This is a genomic window from Alteromonas confluentis, assembly GCF_001757105.1.
Taxonomy (GTDB): Bacteria; Pseudomonadota; Gammaproteobacteria; order Enterobacterales; family Alteromonadaceae; genus Alteromonas; species Alteromonas confluentis.
On the sequence record NZ_MDHN01000010.1, the window covers coordinates 39,050 to 61,180 of the forward strand.

17 protein-coding genes are annotated in these 22,131 nt (G+C 47.7%); 9 read left to right on the forward strand and 8 right to left on the reverse strand.

Annotated features, from left to right (window positions below; genetic code table 11):
• Window positions 1-106: 106 nt before the first annotated feature.
• Window positions 107-1,762: a response regulator gene (locus BFC18_RS04720; protein WP_083272920.1), complete on the forward strand. Its 1,656-nt coding sequence runs from the start codon at window positions 107-109 to the stop codon at window positions 1,760-1,762.
• A 31-nt stretch (window positions 1,763-1,793) separates the two neighbouring features.
• Here the strand turns inward: BFC18_RS04720 and BFC18_RS04725 are convergent, their stop codons facing one another.
• Window positions 1,794-2,660, reverse strand: coding sequence for an NAD(P)-dependent oxidoreductase (locus tag BFC18_RS04725; protein WP_070124053.1), 867 nt, complete (start codon window positions 2,658-2,660; stop codon window positions 1,794-1,796).
• A gap of 144 nt (window positions 2,661-2,804) precedes the next feature.
• Here BFC18_RS04725 and BFC18_RS04730 point away from each other — a divergent pair, with 144 nt between their 5' ends.
• The gene (locus BFC18_RS04730; protein ID WP_070124271.1) at window positions 2,805-3,284 is read left to right on the forward strand and encodes a glutathione peroxidase; all 480 of its coding nucleotides are present in this window, start codon (window positions 2,805-2,807) and stop codon (window positions 3,282-3,284) included.
• Between the two features lie 18 nt (window positions 3,285-3,302).
• Complete coding sequence (locus BFC18_RS04735) at window positions 3,303-4,319, forward strand: 2-hydroxyacid dehydrogenase (protein WP_170826563.1); 1,017 nt, start codon at window positions 3,303-3,305, stop codon at window positions 4,317-4,319.
• A 47-nt stretch (window positions 4,320-4,366) separates the two neighbouring features.
• On the opposite strand, the gene BFC18_RS04740 is transcribed toward BFC18_RS04735, so the two are convergent.
• From BFC18_RS04740 to sohB, 4 genes are all read right to left on the reverse strand, one after another.
• Window positions 4,367-5,122: a methyltransferase domain-containing protein gene (locus BFC18_RS04740; protein ID WP_070124054.1), complete on the reverse strand. Its 756-nt coding sequence runs from the start codon at window positions 5,120-5,122 to the stop codon at window positions 4,367-4,369.
• A 67-nt stretch (window positions 5,123-5,189) separates the two neighbouring features.
• The gene (locus tag BFC18_RS04745; protein ID WP_070124055.1) at window positions 5,190-5,951 is read right to left on the reverse strand and encodes a Nif3-like dinuclear metal center hexameric protein; all 762 of its coding nucleotides are present in this window, start codon (window positions 5,949-5,951) and stop codon (window positions 5,190-5,192) included.
• 28 nt (window positions 5,952-5,979) lie between these two features.
• Window positions 5,980-6,609: a TetR/AcrR family transcriptional regulator gene (locus tag BFC18_RS04750; RefSeq protein WP_070124056.1), complete on the reverse strand. Its 630-nt coding sequence runs from the start codon at window positions 6,607-6,609 to the stop codon at window positions 5,980-5,982.
• A 12-nt stretch (window positions 6,610-6,621) separates the two neighbouring features.
• Window positions 6,622-7,656, reverse strand: coding sequence for a protease SohB (gene sohB, locus BFC18_RS04755; protein ID WP_070124274.1), 1,035 nt, complete (start codon window positions 7,654-7,656; stop codon window positions 6,622-6,624).
• Window positions 7,657-8,061: 405 nt separating this feature from the next.
• Between sohB and BFC18_RS04760 the strand changes: the two genes are divergently transcribed.
• From BFC18_RS04760 to BFC18_RS04775, 4 genes are all read left to right on the forward strand, one after another.
• Window positions 8,062-8,334, forward strand: coding sequence for a hypothetical protein (locus BFC18_RS04760; protein ID WP_170826564.1), 273 nt, complete (start codon window positions 8,062-8,064; stop codon window positions 8,332-8,334).
• A gap of 202 nt (window positions 8,335-8,536) precedes the next feature.
• Window positions 8,537-9,622 carry an efflux RND transporter periplasmic adaptor subunit gene (locus BFC18_RS04765; protein ID WP_070124276.1) on the forward strand — a complete coding sequence of 362 codons (1,086 nt, stop codon included), beginning with the start codon at window positions 8,537-8,539 and terminating at the stop codon, window positions 9,620-9,622.
• Window positions 9,623-9,634: 12 nt separating this feature from the next.
• A complete protein-coding gene (locus BFC18_RS04770; protein WP_070124058.1) occupies window positions 9,635-12,817 on the forward strand; it encodes an efflux RND transporter permease subunit in 3,183 nt (1,060 codons plus the stop codon).
• A complete protein-coding gene (locus tag BFC18_RS04775) occupies window positions 12,810-14,306 on the forward strand; it encodes a TolC family protein (protein WP_083272921.1) in 1,497 nt (498 codons plus the stop codon). Before BFC18_RS04770 ends, BFC18_RS04775 begins: the two co-directional genes overlap by 8 nt.
• Window positions 14,307-14,403: 97 nt before the next feature.
• Here BFC18_RS04775 and BFC18_RS04780 read toward each other — a convergent pair whose 3' ends face one another.
• Window positions 14,404-16,998: a VolA/Pla-1 family phospholipase gene (locus BFC18_RS04780; RefSeq protein WP_070124059.1), complete on the reverse strand. Its 2,595-nt coding sequence runs from the start codon at window positions 16,996-16,998 to the stop codon at window positions 14,404-14,406.
• A gap of 313 nt (window positions 16,999-17,311) precedes the next feature.
• On the opposite strand from BFC18_RS04780, the gene BFC18_RS04785 reads away from it, so the two are divergent.
• A complete protein-coding gene (locus BFC18_RS04785; protein ID WP_070124280.1) occupies window positions 17,312-18,058 on the forward strand; it encodes a YciK family oxidoreductase in 747 nt (248 codons plus the stop codon).
• Window positions 18,059-18,126: 68 nt separating this feature from the next.
• Here BFC18_RS04785 and BFC18_RS04790 read toward each other — a convergent pair whose 3' ends face one another.
• Together BFC18_RS04790 and glnS are read right to left on the reverse strand one after the other, a co-directional pair.
• Window positions 18,127-19,041: a sialate O-acetylesterase gene (locus tag BFC18_RS04790; protein WP_070124060.1), complete on the reverse strand. Its 915-nt coding sequence runs from the start codon at window positions 19,039-19,041 to the stop codon at window positions 18,127-18,129.
• 134 nt (window positions 19,042-19,175) lie between these two features.
• Entirely contained in the window at window positions 19,176-20,840 is a 1,665-nt protein-coding gene (gene glnS / locus BFC18_RS04795; protein WP_070124061.1) for a glutamine--tRNA ligase, read from the reverse strand.
• Between the two features lie 208 nt (window positions 20,841-21,048).
• Between glnS and BFC18_RS04800 the strand changes: the two genes are divergently transcribed.
• Window positions 21,049-22,089 carry a LacI family DNA-binding transcriptional regulator gene (locus tag BFC18_RS04800; RefSeq protein ID WP_070124062.1) on the forward strand — a complete coding sequence of 347 codons (1,041 nt, stop codon included), beginning with the start codon at window positions 21,049-21,051 and terminating at the stop codon, window positions 22,087-22,089.
• Window positions 22,090-22,131: the final 42 nt, after the last annotated feature.

A 22,131-nucleotide genomic window follows, 5' to 3' on the forward strand; every position in this document is an offset into this window, starting at 1 on the left:
TGAAACACTTTTAATAGAGCGCTCTCAGGGTGACGAATTTCACCTACGCTGTTATGCTTAAGGTACGTGCCATTCTCGCTGTTATATCAGGAAGCTGCTCGCCATCATGCCCTATCGTCTGGCAATTATTGAAGATAACGCCACTGCCCGCTCGGCGATCCGCAGTCACTTGCTGCCCATGGGCGAGTTTGAAATTAGTAGTTTCAGTAACGGTTCCGAGTTAAAAGCGGCCCTTCGCCGACAAAATTTTGAAATAATTCTGATGGATTTTCACCTCGGACAAGGCAGAAATGGCGTGGAATGGGTGCAACAGTTACGACAGAGCCAGTTTATTCGTCCGAGTACAGGCATCATATTTATTACCGCCGACCGGCTCCCGCAAACTGTAGGTCAGATCATTGATACACAGCCGGATTTATTTGTCATAAAGCCTTACAACATTGCCACATTGACCCGCGGTTTAAAGCACTATTTGAGCTACAGAAGCTTTGTTAAACAGGCCCTCGACGCGCTGGATAACAATGATGCAGAAAATGCACTTCGCATTATCAACCAACTAGACAGCGAGCAAACCCCTGGCAGACTTAAAAATGATGTGGTGAAGTTACACGCCCGTATTTTGTTTCAGCTTGGTAAACTGTTAGAAGCCAAAAAGCTGTATGAAACCGTGCTAGCCCATTCAGACAAAGTGTTATGGGCACAATGGGGAAAAATTAAGTGCGAATATCTGGCGGGCAACTGGTCGCATTGCAGAAATGAGCTTTCTGACTTAATGACTAATTCACTGGCACGCGATAAAGCTTTCGAATGGCTCGCGTGCCTTTGCTTTGAACAGGAAGCCTGGTCACAAGCTGAATTCTATTTAGATCATATAAAAATTAGCGAGTTAAGTGTTCCCGCTACGCGTCTTAAATCGTTGACCTACCAGAAACAGGATAAGGTCATTGAAGGCATAGAGTTGTTGCAAAAAAAGCGTGATTACAATCGCAGTACCCGCGAACGCTTCAATGAATTCACTGTGGAGCTGGCTGAGTTTTACCTTTCCATTGCTGAACAACAACCGAAAACAAATCGTGACGAAAGTCTTAGCCAGGCCCGCCGCCTGATTGGCATAGCAAGTCGGGCACAAGTGGATCAACAGCAAATTCAGAAGAAAGATTACCTGCTCGCGTTCGCGGCATCTCTCGAAGACGATCACGATAAAGTGACTCAGATATTATCGCTGGAACATATGGATCTGCTGTCGCGCACCGATCCTGCCACCTTAACCATCGCAGCAAAAACCCACAATGCCATTGGAAACAGTGAAAAAGCCCGTGAATTACTGGCGATGGCACATGAGCGAAATCACCTTGTAGGCAATCTGGCCTCGCAAACGTTAAACGAACAGGTACTGACCAATGCAGAGCTTGATATGGGTATGGCCGAAGAGCGTTCACTTGAACTCAACAATACGGGAATGCGACTTTTTATTGGCAGAGACTACATCAGAGCCATGTACTACTTTTATCAGGCTTATCAGATGCAGCCCAGCACGGCAGCATTTGGCTTGAACCTGGTACAGTGCATGCTGGAGTCTCGCCATGCCAATTACCGCTCGTACACCGTACCGGCTTTGCTAAGTAAACTCGATGTTGGGGCGCTCAATAACAGCAACCGTAAACGTCTGCATCAACTAAGAACCCAAGCACAAGCTGAAGCGAGCTTTTTCTATGCTGAGCAAACACCAGACAATGAAAACGCCCAAGACTCTGCGTCTTGAGCGTAATTTTTGAGTGCGAGAGACTGCAAGACTAAGACGTTGACAGTCGGGTCAGTAAGCTCGATGTATCCCAGCGGCCGCCCCCTGCTTTTTGTACATCGGCATAATACTGATCAACCAGTGCGGTAAGCGCAAGCGTAGAACCATTGCGCCGGGCTTCATCAAGGGCAATCGACAAGTCTTTTCGCATCCAATCAACGGCAAAACCGTAGTCGTATTTCCCCTCCAGCATGGTTTGCGCGCGATTTTCCATCTGCCATGACTGTGCCGCACCTTTAGAAATAACATCGATAACGGCACCACAATCTAACCCTGCCTGTTGACCAAAATGCAATGCTTCCGACAAGCCCTGAACAATACCGGCAATACAAATCTGGTTCATCATTTTGGCTAACTGGCCACTGCCCGCATCACCGAGTAACTGGCTATGGCGCGCATAGGCATCCATCACTGGCTGCACGCGATCAAACACCGCTTGATCTCCTCCCACCATAATAGTGAGCTGACCATTCTCAGCGCCTGCCTGGCCACCGGAAACCGGTGCATCTAGAAACCCAAGTGATTTTTCTTTGCAGCGCTGGCTAAGCGTTCTGGCCACATCAGCAGAGGCTGTGGTGTGATCAACCAGCACCGCGCCAGCCGCCATGTTATCTATGGCTGTTCCTGCCACCGCGAGTACGTCGTTGTCATTGCCCACACACATAAACACGATGTCTGCGCCAGATACCGCTGCAGCAATGTCTTCAGCGAAATTGCCGCCATATTGCTGTTGCCAGCTTTTCGCTTTGCTGGTTGTACGGTTATAAACCGTAACGTCGAAGGCCGCATTTTGCAGGTGACCCGCCATGGGATAGCCCATAACCCCAAGGCCAAGAAAAGTAACTTTTTTCACAGACATTGTATTCTCTTCGTTATACGTGATAATGAGATATTCAGCTAACTTGCTGATTTCATTTAAACGGTTTTGTCATCATCAGGATAATAACAAAACTACGAGTAAAAGCAGCCTATGCGCGCTGCAAACCAACTGAGAGACGATAACATGCCTTCGGTTTACGATTTCACCGTGACATTAAATAATGGCGAGAGACTGCCCTTAGCATCATTAAAAGGGAAAGTACTCGTCATATTTAACACCGCCAGTCGCTGCGGCTTTACCCCCCAATATGAAGGGCTTGAAAAGTTGTGGCAACAATATAAAGATAAAGATGTTGTGCTGATTGGCTTTCCCTGCAATCAATTCGGTAGCCAGGAGCCGGGCACCGACGCCGATATCGCGCAGTTCTGCGATCTTAACTACAATGTCACGTTTCCCATGTCGGTGAAGGTCGATGTCAATGGCAACAATGCCGCGCAGTTGTTTAACTACTTAAAAGATGAAGCCCGGGGCGTACTCGGTACTAAGGGCATAAAATGGAACTTTACCAAGTTTGTTGTCGATAAAAACGGTGTAGTACGCCACCGGTTTGCGCCAACAACGAAACCAGAAGAATTGGAGAAGTCTCTGCTCTCTCTGATTTAAGCCTGATAAGGAAATATTATGGCGGGTAAAAGCTCGGCTATTAAAATCGGTGTGTTTAGCAGTAACCCTTACGACGAAACATCGTTGTCTGCCCTGGCAGACGACAGGATGAGTATTCAGTATTTTTCCGCCCACCTTAACGACGCCACAGTGGCGCTATGTAACGGGCTCGATGCGGTTTGTGTATTCGTTAACGATGATGTGAGTGCCACGGTGTTAGCACAACTCAGTGCGATGGGCGTTAAACATGTTGCCCTGCGATGCGCGGGTTTTAATAATGTGGATCTCGATAAAGCTCAAGCACTGGGTATCGCCGTATCCCACGTTCCCGCCTATGCACCGGAAGCCGTCGCTGAGCATGCGGTAGCGCTCATGCTTACCCTCAACCGCCGTATGCACAAAGCCTACAACCGGGTAAAAGACGGTAATTTTAATCTCAACGGTTTACTCGGTTTTAATATGGCGGGTAAAACCGTAGGTATTGTAGGCACTGGGCATATTGGCAAGGCAACGGCAAAAATCTTACTGGGTTTCGGCTGTCAGGTATTGTGTTTCGACCCTTACCCCGATCGCCATCTGCAAGATGCTGGCGTACAGTATGTCGCCCTCGATAAACTGCTTGCAGAGTCACACATTATCAGTTTGCATTGCCCGTTAAACGAGCACAGCTACCACCTGATTAACCAAGACAGTATTGGTAAAATGCGCGATGGTGTCATGCTTATTAACACATCAAGAGGCGGCTTGGTGGATACCCAGGCGCTTATAGATGGGCTAAAAATGCACAAAATTGGCTACCTTGGCCTCGATGTGTACGAAATGGAATCTGAACTGTTTTTCAAAGATCATTCCTGCGAAATTATCCAGGATGATGTATTTGAGCGATTATCCACCTTTCATAATGTGCTCATTACCGGGCATCAAGGCTTTTTTACCCAGGAAGCGTTAAGTCAAATTGCCCAAACCACATTATCTAATGTGAAAAAATGTGCAGACAAGAATATGGATACCACCACGTTTTTAGTGAAACCCTGATCGCCCTTTATGCATTGCGCGGCAAAAAACAAGCACCACCGGTCTACTTAGGCCGGTTTCTCCAGCATCAGGTGAATGTATTTTCCTAGCCAACAATAAGGCGCTTGATTCATATACTGCTTTTCCAATGCCACCAGGGCCTCAAATTCAGCATCGGTGAGTTGCCGTTCTCGCATGTAATCATGAAAACAACGTATGCCAGTGACAGCGTTCACAGTGAACCCAAGTGATTCTGCATGAGAGATCACTTCTGCCGGCACCAGCGGATTGTTCGGGTTTAAACGCACCTGATTTTTTACTTTCATCCCACGATTGATGTAGTCAAAATTACCGTAGATCGCGTTGCCAAACAGCGCCGCATCACGGTTAAAAAACGTTAAACTCAGTGCACTGCCAGGTTTCATTTTTTTATAGATAAGGCTTAAAGCCTCGAGGGGTTCGGCTAACCATTCCAGCACGGCATGACAAACGATGAGATCTTGCTGGTCGATCTGTGTTTCGGTCTGAATGCTGCCTTGACGGATGGTCACATGGGGGAGTTCCGCCAAATATTCTCTTGCGAGTACCAATACATCTTCCGATGCATCCACTAATGTCACTTGGTGACCAGCATCGGCAAGCACTTTTGTCATAATGCCGGTACCACCACCTAAATCCATAACGTTAAGTGGCCGCGACGATTGCAGGTATTGTGTGAGCGTTTCTACCAACAGTAGATGACGCAAACGCCCTTTGGTGGTGCCATAGATATTGGTGGCGAACTTTTTTGCAATACCATCAAAGTATTGGTCGGTAGATTTCATGAATGCATCTGCAGTAAGTTGAACGACTCGTAGCTACATACTCGTTAATAACGTTGCTAAGAAGAGATTAGGCAGGATTATCAATGTCGATAAATTCGACATTCACTTCCAGCTCTGAAGCGAGCCACTCTCCCACGGCTTTTACCCCGTAACGCTCTGTGGCATGGTGGCCTGCAGCATAAAAATGGATGCCGAGTTCCCGGGCCGCATGTACCGTTTGTTCCGACACTTCACCGGTAACAAATGCATCTACACCAGCGGCAATGGCTTGCTCGATATAGCCCTGTCCGCCACCGGTGCACCACGCAACAGTATTGATGTCTTTCGGAGGATGCCCTTCCTGCAACACGTTTCGGCCCAACGCCGATTCAAGTTGCTGGCGAAATACCTCACCAGACATGGCATGGGTGGTGCGTCCGGTAAAAATGATGCCGTTAGGTTTTACACCAGATAAAGGCGCTAAATCTGTTAGCCCCATGATGTCACCCAGTTGTGCGTTATTGCCGTATTGTGGGTGAACATCGATGGGCAAGTGATAAGCCAGAAGGTTAATATCGTTCTTAATCAATGTACGAATACGCTTCCCCTTCATGCCGGTAAGCGCAGGATCTTCGCCTTTCCAGAAGTACCCGTGATGTACCAGAATAGCATCGGCGTTCAACCTCACTGCTTCGTCAATTAACGCCTGTGAGGCCGTAACGCCCGTAATTATCTTATTGATGTCATGGCTACCTTCAACCTGTAAGCCATTGGGGCAAAAATCGTTAATGTCTGCGGGGCGCAATAATTCATCTAAAAACGCTGTGAGTTGGTGTCTGGTGACGGCCATAATGCCCTCCTGATAATGGCGATAAGACTTAGGCAGAATGCCCGGCAATGCCTTGGGAAACAAAAGGCACGAGATGCAGAATGACGGCTTGAATATCGACATCCTGATTAAAATCGGCTTCTGCGATTTCAGTCAGGGCCTGACTGGAAGCCATGGAAAACACAAAACTGCCGATAGCGAAATGCAGTCGCCAGAATAATTCGTGATCGTCGACCTCTGGCAAACTGGCATGCAGTGCCGCCATCAATCCGGCCACAGACTTACCATAATCGTGCATGATAAACCGCCGCAAATGCCCCTGAGTTTCGTTGTAGCCACGACCAAGAAGTTGTACAAACAGTGCTGTGCCTTTGGGTCGTACGTTAGAAAGGGTCATCATTGGTGGCACTAGCGACATAAGCAAGCTTTGTACGCCACCAACGCCAGTTTCCACTTTATGCTTAGCAAGTACCGTATCAATTTGCGGCATCAACACGTCAAAGTAGCGTTTCAGCACGGCCTGGATGAGGTTTTTCTTGCTACCAAAATGGTAATTCACTGAAGCCAGGTTCACATCAGCACGAGTAGTAATTGCGCGCATGGAGGTTTGTGTGAAGCCTTGTTCAGCGAACAAGGCTTCAGCGGCATTGAGTATTCTGACTTTGGTATCTTTCGCCATGGCGCTACAGCACTACTGAAACCACTGTCTGGATTTAGACATTACACGCATAATGCTACGCTCTACCGCTGTTGAAACAGCAAAGCCCAGCTTCTCTGCCATGGTTTTCTTCTGTGCATATTTTACCGCAAAAATTTCGCGGGCCGGATGATGAGAAAGAATATAATCATCAGAAGTCATAATGTCGTCAACCAAGCCAAGCTCTTGTGCTTCCGCCCCTAACCAAACTTCACCGGTGGCGACTTTTTCAATATCCAGCACGTCGCGCTGAGATTTCACCCACGCTTTGAACTGCGTATGAATGTTTTCTAAATCGTGTTGAAATTTCTCCCGGCCTTCGTCAGTATTCTCACCGAATACGGTCAGTGTCCGCTTGTAATCGCCGGCAGTGTGTTGCTCAAACTCAATATCATGCTTCTTGAGCAGTTTATTTACGTTTGGAATTTGAGCCAGTACACCAATAGAACCAATGTAGGCAAAGCGAGCAGATAACAACGTATCGGCAACACACGCCATCATGTAACCACCACTCGCGGCGACTTTATCGACAGAAATGGTGAGTTTGATACCGGCTTCTTTAATCCGCTGCAGTTGTGATGCGGCCAGACCGTATCCGTGAACCACACCGCCACCACTTTCCAAACGCACAAGAATTTCATCCTGCTTTTCTGCGACGCACAACACCGCGGTAATTTCTTCACGCAAACGCTCAACTTCATGGGCGTCCATAGAACCTTCAAAATCAATAACGAACAGGCGGGATTTTTTCTCACCCTCTTCACTTTTCTTACTATCTGATTTATCTGCTTTGTCTTTTTTCTTCTGTTCCTTGGCCAGCTTCTTCTGTGCGGCCTTATCAAGCAATACAGAGCGCGCATAATGTTTAATGTCATTTAGCTGCTCAGTCAGCGATATAATTTCAAGCTGGCCTTTGCCTGGCTTTTGGCGACTGGCGCTGCCCACTATGGCAATCAATACAATCACAATGGCCACTACCAAGGTGACAGCCTTTGCCAGAAATAGTCCGTATTCGTACAAAAACTCCAACATCTTCTCCTGATTTTTCTTCTACTACGGCCCTCACAGGGCGAACAGCATATTAATACCGTTTAAACAGCGGGATAGTTTAACAAACAAAGCCATGACTGACGACACTCTGATTTCATGTTGGTGCTAACGGTTTTGTGTTATATCGATAACTGGCGGAGAATAACCTCATGCTTTTTTAACTGGTTTTCACACGCCGTTTACAAGCCAGGTTATCCTTTGTGCACTAATAAATAAGTCGTAGTGAAACACCTGTGAAAAAGGGTCGTTTATCTCACAGCACCTTGTTTAACAACCTCACACTTCGTAGCATCTTTATTGTCTTAAATGCAGGTAAGCGCAATTCCTTTGTTATTTTTTAACCAAATACGTCAAACACTTATATCAAAAAGGTTCCCAGCCTTCTTGATGGTGTTTTTCTGTGCGCTGCTGATAGAGACAAAACAGTGTTATCTTACCACCGCTGTTCAGTTTCATTCTGACGCGTCCATTTTTACACTGTCGTTTAAAGTAGAAGACGTAGAAGACGAGCAATTTGATCCGTCTCCCCCCATTGCTCAGCAAATCCCGACCCCGCATTATCATCTGGTATCGTTATTTGAAGTTCCTCAATACGCGGTTTTTACGTCTTCTTTCCGTTTTGTCCAACCTCCCACTCGCGCGCCACCGGTTTTCTGATCAGTTCAGCATTCGCTGACTAACATCCACTGTTCTTTTTTATTCATGTACTCCGGAGCGCATTAATTTCGCTCTGGCGTTTATCTGCGACCACACTGCCAGTTGTTTATTCTTCACTGGCTGGTGAGTCTGTTGTCGCGCTTATTTTTTGTTCGCCTGGCTTATCAGTCCGGCGGCAGGCATCCATTTACAAAAATTATTTATGAACAAAAAAACAATCGTTGCACTGAGTGTCGTTTCCATCCTCCTTTCAGGTTGTGGGCAGGAAGAAGAAACCTTCCATGAACCCTCGCTGGCACTGGCGGTCACCCATCCCATTAAACAAGACAATACCATTGTAAAAGAGTACGTGAGTCAAATCCGTGCCATCCAACACATTGAAGTACGCGCAATGGAAAAAGGCTACCTGCAACAAACGTTTGTTGACGAAGGACAGACCGTTGAACAGGGTCAGCCGATGTTTAAAATTACACCCACTATTTACGAAGCCGAACTTCACAAGGCACAAGCTGAAGCCAACGCGGCACGGGTCGAATGGGAAAATACGCAATCGCTGGAATCACAAGACATTGTATCGTCTACGGAATTGGCCGTAGAGAAGGCAAAGTACGACAAAGCCTTGGCAGAAGTTGAACTGGCGCAAACCCATTTGGACTTCACCGATATCCGGGCCCCGTTTACAGGCAAAATGGACCACCTCGAAGCCCGAACCGGCAGCTTGCTCGACGAAGGCGAGTTACTGACAACCCTGTCTGATTTAAGTGAAATGTGGGTGTATTTTAACGTGCCCGAGTCTCAGTATTTAGATTATGTCCAACACGGTAGAGACATTACTGAAACCCCAGTCCATTTAAAGCTAGCGAATGGTTCGGTGTATTCACAAACCGGACGTATCGATACCGTTGAAGCGGATTTCGACAACCATACTGGTACCATCGAAATGCGGGCCTCTTTTGCCAACCCGAATAGCTTATTACGTCACGGTCAAACCGGAAATATTTTGATGGATGTGGCCTACCCTGACAGCATCATCATTCCGCAAAAAGCGACGTTTGAAATTCTCGACCAAACCTATGTTTACGTTGTTGATAAGGATGATGTTATTCATTCTCGTCACATTCAGGTTGCTGCAGAATTACCCAACATTTTTATTGTTTCCTCGGGTCTTGATGAGAATGATACGGTGCTCATTGATGGTTTACGCCGTGTGGCGAATGGCGACCATATCAATCCTGATCCTGTTCCGGCAGCGCAAGCCTTCGCCGAACTTCATTTAGACGCGGAATAAGGGCACAGGTTTATGTTTGGAGTTTTTATAAAACGACCGGTAATGGCAATTATGCTTTCTGTCATGATTGTGTTTTTAGGCGTATTGTCGATTTTCTCTTTGCCGACATCGCAATACCCCGATATTGCGCCGCCTCGGGTACTGATCTCGCTGGCTTACCCGGGTTCGAATGCTGATGTGCTGGTTAAGTCCTCGTTGGTCACCATTGAGCGCTCGATCAATGGTGTGCCTGGCATGAAATACATCGTGTCTGACGCCACCAGCGCCGGTGAAGCGACAATCCAGGTCATTTTCGATCTGGATGTCGACCCCAATCAGGCGCTGATGAACGTGAAAAACCGGCTCGATCAAATCATGAACCGGTTACCGCAACTTGTGCAGCTTGAAGGCGTTGTGGTTAACCGCGTGCAACCTAGCATGCTCATGTATATCAATGTCTACAGTACCGACAAAGATGCGGATGAGAAGTTTTTGTATAACTATTCGAATATCAATGTCATTCCTGAAGTGCAACGTGTCAAAGGCATTGCCAGTGCAAAAATACTAGGTAGCCGCCAGTATGCAATGCGTGTTTGGCTTAAGCCCGACAGAATGCGTGCCTATAACATCTCCGTCGATGAAATAATGGAAGCTATGGATGAGCAAAGCTTAATTGGTCGTCCTGGTCGTTTAGGCAGAAGTTCGGGCATTGATGCACAGTCGAAAGAATATGTTTTGGTGTACGAAGGGCGTTACAACAAACCCGAAGAATATAAAAATATCATTATTCGTGCCGACTCAGACGGTAAATTGCTGAAACTCGGCGATGTCGCCGACGTAGAATTGGGCAGTGAATTTTTTGATATTTATTCCAACAAAGATGGCTATCCTTCGGCGGCCATTGTACTTAAGCAAAACTACGGCAGCAGTGCGAACGAAGTCATCGACAACGTAAAAGAAAAGATGGCGGAGTTGGAAAAATCGTTCCCCGCTGGTATGCACTATGAAATCAACTATGACGTTTCTAAATTCCTTGATGCATCCATAGAACAGGTTCTGCACACCCTGGGAGAAGCGTTTGTTCTGGTTTCCCTGGTGGTATTTATTTTCCTGGGTGACTGGCGCTCAACCTTAATTCCCATCATCGCCGTGCCCGTGTCGCTCATCGGCACCTTCTTTTGTATGCAGGCATTCGACGTAAATATTAACTTAATCACGCTATTTGCCTTGGTACTTGCCATCGGCATTGTGGTCGACAACGCCATTGTTGTGGTGGAAGCGGTGCACGCCAAAATGGAAGACGATGCCACCATGAATGCTTACGTGGCAACGAAGCAAGTATTGGGTGAAATGGGAGGCGCCATTATCGCCATTACCTTGGTCATGGTTGCCGTTTTTGTACCGCTGATATTTATGGCCGGCCCTGTGGGTGTGTTTTACCGCCAGTTCTCCATTACCATGGCGTCGTCGATTGTTATTTCATGTATCGTTGCCCTGTCACTCACTCCGGTGCTGTGTGCAATGCTGCTGAAAAACCATCATGGTCATCCGAAAAAGCGCACGCCTGTCAGCATGTTCATCGATGCATTTAACCGTGTATTTGAAAAAGTAACAGGTCGCTATACCCGTATTATCACCGCCATCGTTAATCGTCGGGTTGTAACAGGTATTGTGCTGATTGCGTTTATTGCCGGTACGGGATGGGTAAACCAAATCCTGCCATCTGGCTTTATTCCCGGTGAAGATCAGGGCCAGATTTACGCGATAATTCAAACCCCACCCGGCTCTACACTGGAAGCAACTAATAAAGTGGCGCGAGAACTTCAAAGCATGGCGCTGGAAATTGAAGGTGTATCGTCGGTTTCTTCCCTCGCTGGTTACGAAATCCTCACCGAAGGACGTGGTTCCAATGCTGGTACCTGTTTGATCAACTTAAAGGATTGGGCGGATCGTGAACAAACGGTGCCTGAAATCATCGAAGCATTAGAAGAAAAAGCCCATCACCTTGGTGCAACCATAGAATACTTCGAGCCGCCAGTGGTACCCGGCTATGGTGCATCATCCGGCTTGTCGTTCCGATTATTGGATAAAACCAATACCACCGACTACCAGGAATTTGATCAAATCAACAAAGACTTCATGGCTGAACTTGCAAAACGCAAAGAGCTTAAAGGCTTGTTTACCTTCTACGCAGCCGATTACCCGCAGTACAAAATCGAAATTGATAATCAGGCCGCCATGCAAAAAGGCGTTTCCATTAAAACCGCCATGGAAAACCTGGACATTCTAATCGGTAGTACCTACGAGCAGGGTTTCACCCGCTTCAACAACTTCTTCAAAGTATACACCCAGGCGGCGCCCGAGTATCGCCGTTACCCGAGTGATCTGCTGGATTATTATGTACGCAACGAAGAAGGTGAAATGGTGCCCTATTCCGCCTTTATGAAACTGATTAAAACCCAGGGCCCCAATGAAATTACCCGATACAACTTGTATACGTCGTCTGCTATTCGGGCAGAACCGGCAAAAGGTTATACCTCGGCAGATGCCATTCAGGCAGTGCGAGAAGTTGCCGCGGCCACACTCCCTCACGGCTACGATATCGGTTGGGAAGGACTGTCATACGATGAAGCACAGCGCGGGAATGAAGCGGTACTCATCTTTGTGGTTGTTCTGTTGTTCGTTTATATCGTGCTTGCGGCGCAGTATGAAAGTTTACTGTTACCTTTTGCAGTGATCCTGTCTCTGCCCACGGGGATTTTTGGTTCAATGATGCTGCTCAAAGCAGTGGGGTTAAGTAACGACGTCTATGCGCAGTTGGGTCTCGTCATGCTAGTTGGCTTGTTGGGTAAAAACGCCGTTCTGATTGTGGAATACGCGGTACAGAAAAAAGAACAGGGCTTGTCCATCAATCAAGCCGCGATTGAGGCGGCTACGGCCCGGTTCCGTCCTATTCTGATGACATCCTTTGCCTTTGTTGCCGGACTCATCCCGCTGGTTATCGCCACCGGGGCCGGTGCGGTAGGAAATCGTACCATCGGTTCATCTGCTCTTGGCGGTATGGTTTTCGGCACCGTATTTGGTGTGCTTATCATTCCGGGCTTGTATTACCTTTTCGCCAAAATGGGTGAAGGTAAAACACTGATTAAAAACGAAGACCACATGCCACTGACCGAAACCTACGACTATAACCACGAGGAGGCTAAACATGATTAATTCATTCTCAATGCGTAATACCCTTAAGCCACTTGCGTTAGCAGTCACAGCCGCCTTGGTGCTGCAAGGCTGCGCCATACCAGATATTCAAACACGAGACGCCCAGGTGGCACTGCCCTCGAATTATCAATCTTCGTTATCGAGCGAGCACGTGAAGATAGATTGGAATGAATGGTTCGAAGATCCTCACCTCATCGAGCTCATCGACACCGCGCTGGCAAATAACCAGGAAGTGGCCATGATGTTGCAGCGCATCAACATGGCGGCGAACGAAGTTTACGCCAGAGAGGGGGAATATTTGCCCAGCGTGTCGGCGGGAGCGGAAGCTGAAACCGGTAAAGTGGGCGAATATACCCGCGACGGTGCCGTGGAAGAGCAATTGCATATTCGCGAAGACAAAGACTTCCCCGACCCTCTGGCTAACCTTCGCCTGGGACTCAATGCATCGTGGGAGTTAGATGTGTGGCATAAACTGCGTGATGCGTCCAAGGTGGCATCACTTGAATACCTTGCCAGCATTGAAAGTCGTCAGTTCTTCATTACTGAAATGGTGGCTGAGGTAGCAAAAACCTATTATGAATTGCTTGCTCTGGATAACCACCTGAGTAATTTAGATGCCACCATAGCGCTGCAAAAAAATGTGTTAAATACCATTCAAAAGCTTAAGCAATTCGGGCGTTCATCTTCCCTGCCCGTTGCGCGCTTTAACGCGGAGGTAAACAAAAATTTAAGCGAACGCTATATCGTGCAGCAAGAAATTGTTGAAACCGAAAATAAACTGAATCTGCTGCTAGGACGCGCACCGCAGCACATCGAACGCGATGCGGATCAGTTAATGTCGGCCAAACTGCATAAACCTGCTGCCGGGGTGCCGTCGGAATTATTAAGTAACCGTAGCGATATCCGGGAAGCCGAACTGGAATTAGCCGCTGCGAAACTGAATATCAGTGTCGCAAAAGCCAATTTCTATCCCTCGTTTGCCCTGCATGCGGGCGTAGGTTTGGAAGCGTTCGATGCGAAATACCTTTTTAACACCCCAGAATCGGTAGCATATTCCTTGTCTGGCGATATTTTCGCGCCGCTTATCAACCGGCGTGCCATTGAAGCGCAATATAAAGATGCCAGTGCAGCGCAAATTCAGGCTGCATACGAATATGAGTACACCATTGTACGCGCCGTGTCTGAAGTGTCTTCGGGGCTGTCGAAACTGGACAACCTCAACAACAGCTTTGCATTGAAAAGCAGACAGATAGAAGCACTAGATCAGTCTGTGGATGTGGCTAATAAGCTCTTCGCATCGGCGCGAGGTGAATATCTTGAAGTTCTGCTTGCCCAACGGGAGTCGTTGGAAGCTAAAAATGCGCTCATCGATACTCGTAAAGATCAGTTAACGGCGCTGGTTGAGCTTTACCAGTCATTAGGTGGGGGATGGAAAGAAGCGATATCTGAAAAAGCCAATTCTGCTGGAATTGACAAAAGTACCGGTTAGCTGCCCTGTTAACCCGTTAAGTTAACGGTGTTCTTGAAGACCAGAAAAAAGCCGGCTCATTAATGAGCCGGCTTTATTTTTGTGAATAACTAATTGACTAGTTTGCCACCACCGATGTATCCGTGATTGGGATAACTGTCGCATCGCTAGACAAGAATCCCGCTACTTCTCGCTGCATCTCAGTTGTCGCTGCGGCACTGGCTTCAGGACTCAAGCTTGATGCATGCGCACCTTGATTGAATAACACCAGTCCACTTACCGGATCGCCCGTCGCCGTTACACTGATTTGCTCCAGGCCAGCGATAGCAGCAAAAGGAGCCTGACCCGCCAGAGGCAGCGAAGTCGTTACCGGAATCACCTGATCAGGTAAGTTTTCACCACCATCACCGACCACGGTCATCATGTGCACTGGTGTGGTTGCCGTCATGGTTTGCGCATAGTTGTTCGGATCACCCGCATCCAGCACGGTTTGTGCAGCAAAAGCAAACTGCGACAGCACGGCTTGTACTTCCGCGGCCTGGGCCTCTGTCACATTCTCTTCAAACACGGCGACGGCGGCTACGAGTTGCTCCTGCGTCACATCGACTGTGCCATAAAGTTGTACCAGCAAGCCCTGGAAGTCTTCAGACGCTTCGGACAGAAGCAGCCCTTTGATCAGCGGACCAAAACGTGGCGAGTCAATTAAAAATTGCGCAACACCACCACCCGGTGATTCCAGAGAAGCAGCTTGCACTGCATACATGCTGTCGAGTGCCGCTAAATCACCACCCATGGTTGAATTGGTTACCGCTGCAAAGTCAGCGCCTGTCATTGCGCCTAACGATACACCCATGAAGTACACACGACTAAGATCAAACTGTGCCGCACTCATGGTGGTCATATCATTAACCGCATTTAAGCCTAATCGCAGACCCAGTAAGTCAGACACACTCTGACGCACATTGTCACGGGCCGTTGGCAGCGACAGCAGGTTCATATAATGGGTTGCACTTACCGTGGTTGCATTGATTTCATCCGTACCGTCACCGTTTAAATCAAAACCACGACTGCCGTGCAGGGGGTGATCAATGGCAACGGTGGCAATACCAGCCAGTGACAACGCACCCGTAATCGCCAACATATCTTCTTTCTTACTGGTAATGCCGTGCATCAGAATGGCTACCGGCCAACCCGCTTCAGGTTGACTGATTGGGAAGCCTAAGCCAGCTGCCACAGTGGGTTCTGGTACGGTTACCTGCACATCTAACGCTTGAACAACATTTGTCTGTGGCACAGGGTTAAACTTCGTGATGTTCCGGGCCGAATCCAGCATTTCGCCATTTACACGAAGGTCGGCTAATCCGATTTGTTCGCACAAGGTATAATTGGGCCCCGGTGTCGCGGCCGCTAACGCTTCATCCGGTGCGCCAGCAAGCACGATGCCGCTATCACAGGCTGCTTGCCAGAATCCCGTGGTGGGTGCTAATGGATCTTCCGCAGAAGGCAACGCCAGGTAATAAGGTAATGAAACACTGCCCTGATAATGAGATGCAGCACAGAATGGCCCCGCCTGGGCCAAAATGCCTGTCGAGACACCCACGGCGAAATCATTGAGTGCTCCCCATGTACCCGCCATCGCACCAGACGAGGTGCCAAGTAAGCCAGAACAGGTTTGTAGACTGTCAAACCCGCCCGCCGCCAGTGTGGCTTCAATGGTAGGGATAAAAGCAGCGAACGCTTCAGGTAACGCCGCAATACCCTGTTGAACCGCACCCGCTAACGTTGCATCGTCAACCAGGTTTAGCGCTTCCATTGCATTGGTCGCGCCCTCGGGATCAGTAATCGTGATTACCGGTAATGCTTGCGCTGCGGTAGGGTCTCCCGCTGCTGCACGGCCAGCAAATTCCGCCACCATGACACGCTTCACCGAGTTCAAGGCAATGTCTGTACTTTGGGTGGTAAAGGCCGAAACATAGCTGATATCTTCACGGGCGTAGCCCATATCAATGATGGGATCGACCAAGGAATTAACCAATGTTTGTAACTGTAACTGCGCCGATGAACTCAGTGGCAGTGTATTAATATCCTGTCTCACTAACTCCCAGGATGTTGAACCCATCACACCATTACCACTGCTGTCTTTTAAGTCGGTTGTCATAACCAGCATGTAACCATGTGCAGGTTTCAGAGGTTGCAGCGGTACCACAGAAATCGTGTCGCTATCGACCAGTGACAAAACATAGTCCACACCATACTGAAGCTGATCACCCACTTTACAACCCGACGATGGAATGGCCAGGCTGGCACAATCAGGATCGCTTTGATCCAAACCTAACGTCGCTTCAAACAACATTATTCCATCAGCCAATGTCGAAGCATCGAGAGAAACCCCACTCGGCGTCGTCACCTCAATAACAAACGGATGTTGTGTTGACCAGCCATCCAACACATTCAAGGCGTTTTGTGGATCGGAAAAATCAGAAGGGTCTGCAACAGGAATATTGAGCGTGTAATCAAAAAAACCGTCATCACCGGGCAGCATGAGTAAATCGTTTGGAATGTTGAGATCGCCCGCTGCCGGGTCAAAAACAATGCGAGAAAAAGGCGTCTGGACCGGCGTATCAGCCTGAATGTCCTCGAGTGTGTCTGAGCCACCACAACCCGTTAGACCCAGTGCCAGGGCCACACTGGTACTAATAAAGAGTTTTCTCATTTTTTCTCCCTTAATAGGCTTTGTTGTTATTGTGCTTCATGGATAAAGTCATGCACGAGTCACTGCTTGATAGAATTATATCGTTGTAAAACAACCAATGTTCAAACAAGTATGACCAGTTGAGTATGGCTTAATATTATGAGCATTACCCAAATTTTGCAAAGGTTTGTTAAAAATTAGTAAATTAAATTTAATAACCTGAATTCTTCAGGGAAATTTCATGACTAATGGTTTACAAGTGCATGACGCTGAGTATTATCAGGTCACTCAAGGCGCTGCGCCCTCAGTAGTGTCGAATTCAAGGTTAGAATCTATGCCCACTAAATACCAGGCAGCTGAAGAATTACTCGAAAATAAAATTATCCTGATCACTGGCGCAGGAGATGGTATTGGCGCTGAAGCAGCCAGAACTTTCGCCCGTTTTGGTGCCACCTGCATTTTATTAGGTAAAACGGTATCCAAGCTGGAAAAAGTCTATGATGACATCGTTGAGGCCGGAGGCCAGCAGCCAGCCATCATTCCGCTGGATTTAAAAGGGGCGACAGCGAAAAACTACCAAGATATGGCGCAAACCATCATTGATCAGTTTGGAAAGCTTGATGGAGTTTTACACAATGCCTCTATGCTTGGTCACTTAAGTGCTTTCTCAGACATTCCAGAAACGGAGTGGATGGATGTGATGCAGATAAACGTAAACAGTGCGGCACTGATGACGCAAGCGTTGATCCCTGCGCTTAGAAAAGCGCAGCATGCTTCAGTGGTATTTACCAGTTCGGGTGTGGGCAAAAAAGGCCGTGCATTTTGGGGCACGTACGCCGTATCTAAGTTCGCGACAGAAGGTATGATGCAGGTATTGGCTTCAGAGTTTGAAAACAGGGGGTTACGTTTTAACTGTATCAACCCTGGTGCCACCCGCACCAAAATGCGCGCCAGTGCCTATCCTGCGGAAGATCCAATGACGCTGAAAACCCCTGCCGACCTGATGCCGGTTTATCTTTACCTGATGGGTGATGACAGTTTGAACGTGAATGGTCAGTCAATTGACTGTCAGCCGAAGTAACGAGAACAGAAACAGTACGTTATTAACATGAATCGGGGAGCTTAACGCTCCCCGTTTTATTGGGTGATTCAGATGACAGATTTATCACAGTTCTGGTGTAGTTTCATCATCGCCTCGGCAAACGCTTCGCCTAGATGAACATAACCTTCTGATGTATAGTGCCAGCCGTCTGCTACATGCTTTTCATTATCGAGCGTGGTGACAAACGCAGCACATACGTCATTATCAACAAAAGACTTCTGCGCTTTCTGAACAATCCTGTGATAATCCATGCGCTTGCCGTCAGTTTCATCCATACCAGAGTCCGTGATTTTGCCAATGACTACCGGCAAATCATCATCCCGCAATGCAGCGCGGATCAGTGTCATCAACTGTTTTAGGTTTGCTTCATAAGCTTCTGCCACTTCTTTACTTTCCGCTGCATCAGACTCTCCCTGCATCCACACGATGCCAGCAGGCACTAGCGTATCCAGCTCACCATCTAAATCGATATCAGTCGGCTCAAAAGCATGCCGTAAGGCGGTCAGAAAATGATCGTATTGATTAACCCCAGTTTTCTCTTTGTAAAAAGGAAACCAGCTGCCGTGACCCACACCCTCGGCAATGCCAGAACCACCTTTAGCATACTTGATAATGGCTACAGGTTGATTGCCGTTTACAGAATAGAGTTGATGGCCAAATGAGACTTCTGGACCAAACGTATCACTGTAGAGACTTACCCGGCCATTGGATTTAAATCCGGTGCCCGTACCTGGCTGCAACGGCGCCCACACGCCTTTTCCGCCGCTGGTATCATCATCTGACACTGCATTGCCAGTGAATAAAAACACATGCTCTGCAGGCTTGCTATGTAATGGCTCAAGATCTTTGCTCTTGCCATAGCCCTCCATGTTTGATTGACCGCCTAAAAAGTACACCGGAAAGGTTGCTGATACCGCTGAAAAAGATAAAAGTGTGGTGATGGCCAGAATTCCGCGTTTCATGATGTTCCCTGTTATCAACGTTTTTTACCAGATTACGCAACCCTGCAGCCGGCATCAATCAGAAATACGCATAAAAAACCGCAGCGATGCTGCGGTTTAAAATCAGAAACTAATGGTCAGTTTATGATCAGTAATTAATCAGCAATTTTCGCCCAGGAGTCACGTAAACCCACTGTTTGATTAAATACTTTTACGCTGTCGCTACTGTCTTTGTCTAAACAGAAGTAACCGGTGCGCTCAAACTGCCAGCCACCAGCGGCAGGATTCTCGCTCAAACCTGGTTCTACAAAGCCAGACTTAACCACTAACGATTCTGGATTAATGGCGTCGACAAAGTTCTCTTCAGCAGCAGGATTAGGCACATTAAACAAACGGTCATACAAACGGAATTCCGCTTTATCTGCCGCTTTGGCATCAACCCAGTGAATAACGCCTTTCACTTTTCGGCCATCGGCCGGATCTTTACCCAAGGTTTCGGCATCGTATGTACAGAAAATGGTAGTGATGTTTCCTTCCGCGTCTTTTTCAACACGCTCAGCTTTCACTACATAGGCATTACGTAATCGCACTTCTTTGCCAAGTACCAAACGCTTGAATTTCTTGTTCGCTTCCTCGCGGAAATCTTCCGCTTCGATCCACACTTCACCACTAAACGGAATAGTACGGTTACCCATACTTTCGTCATTCGGATGATTCGGCGCTTTGAGCTGTTCACTTTCACCGGCAGGATAGTTCTCAATCACCAGCTTAACCGGCTCCAATACCGCCATTGCACGTGGTGCGTTCACGTTTAAATCATCGCGGATACAGGCTTCAAGCATGCCCATTTCCACCATGTTATCCATTTTGGTTACACCAATGCGTTTACAGAACTCGCGCACCGATGCCGGCGTGTAGCCACGACGACGTAAACCAGCGATAGTGGGCATACGCGGGTCGTCCCAACCATTGACATGATTTTCTTCGACCAATTGAATAAGACGACGTTTGCTCAACACCGTATATTCAAGATTCAAACGTGAAAATTCGTACTGTTTAGGCGTACATTCTATGGAGATGTTTTCAATGACCCAATCGTAAAGACGACGGTTATCCTGGAACTCCAGAGTACACAGTGAATGTGTGATCCCTTCGATGGCATCTGAAATACAGTGCGTAAAGTCATACATTGGGTACACGCACCATTTATCACCCGTTTGATGGTGATGGGCAAACTTCACACGGTAGATGACCGGATCGCGCATGCACATGAACGGTGATGTCATGTCAATTTTTGCGCGCAACGAGCACTGACCTTCGGCGTATTCACCCGCCGTCATTTTTTCAAATTCGGCGCGGTTTGTTGCTGCGTCGGTGTCGCGATATGGGCTATTTTTGCCTGGCTCGGTTAATGTACCGCGCAATTCCCGCATGGTTTCCTGAGAAGAGAAATCAACATACGCTAAACCTTTATCGATGAGTTCGAGGGCGTAGCCGTGCAGACGCTCGAAATAATCTGATGAATAGCAAGCCTCACCATTCCAGTCAAAGCCCAACCAATGAACGTCTTCTTTAATAGAATTAACGTATTCAATATCTTCTTTTGCCGGATTCGTATCGTCGAAACGCAGGTTGCATGACCCTTGATAGTCGCGCGCGATACCAAAATTCAAGCAAATGGACTTCGCATGACCTATGTGCAGAAAGCCGTTAGGCTCCGGTGGAAAGCGTGTTTTGATAGAATCATGTACACCCGCCGCAAGATCTTTATCAATGATCTGCCGGATAAAGTTGCTCGGATGATGTTCCGTTTCCGCCATTCGCCGTTTCCCCTTTATTGAAAAGTGTTTTTGCAAGTTATGTAATTGAGTATAACCCGTTGCCAGACAGGGCTCTATGATTAATTAAACTTGTCGTAAACAAGCGGCTAAAATACCATCGAATACAGGATAAGGGGCGATTAACTCAAGCGATTCCTTACAACATCTGTGGTAGAATGCGACTTTCGTCACTTTACGTTTTCCAGGCATGAAAGAAAAAGCCACGTCTTTTGATATTGCACATATGGCCGGTGTTTCGCAATCAACCGTGTCCAGAGCGCTGAGTAATAGCCCGCTGGTAAATAAAGAAACCCGCGAGCGCGTTCAGCGTATCGCCAAGCAACTCAATTACAAAGTGGATAAAAACGCCAGCAACTTGCGAAAGCAGAAAAGCAATACCATTGCTTTATTGTTGTTTGAAGATCCCACCACCGACGATTCTTTGATCAACCCCTTTTTTCTAAATATGTTAGGTAGTATTACCCGCGCCAGTGCGGCAGCGGGTTATGACTTATTGGTGTCGTTCCAGAATCTGGATGACGACTGGCACGCCGAATTTGAAGATTCCAAAAAAGCGGATGGCATCATTCTACTCGGATACGGCGACTACACGGCATATCGCGATAAACTGGCCCAGCTCGAAGAGCAAGGCACGCACTTTGTCCGATGGGGAGCCAAAGACAACGACCATCCCGGTATCAGCATCGGCTGTGATAATTATCAAGGCGGTTACGATCTCACCCGACACCTTATTCAACTAGGTAAAAAGACCTGCGCGTTTATCGGTGACGCTGGCGGCCACGCCCCCGAATTTTTAGCCCGCTATCAAGGATATCGCCAGGCATTGGTCGACCACGGAATTGCTGTAGATACATTTCTACGACTCGACGCCAACTCCACCGACGAAGCAGGCTATAACGCTACGCAGACCTTGTTAAACACAAGCAGTCCGCTGCCCGAAGCCATTGTGTGCGCCTCTGATCTCATCGCCACCGGCGTGTTACAAGCCTTGAAAGAAAACGGCTATCGGGTACCGGAAGATGTGGTGGTAACCGGGTATGACAATATTTCAATTTCCGCCTTTACCACGCCAGCACTGACCACCGTGCAACAAGATACCCGGCTTGCTGGCGAGTTATTGGTATCCAGTTTACTTAAAGCCATCAATAAACAAGCCGTTGAAGATTACCTGATGCCTGGTGAACTCATTATTCGCGAATCCTGCGGCGCTTCGCAGCATCAAGCGTAATCTAGTCACGAGTCCCAAAACAAAAAGCAGTCAATGCTGACT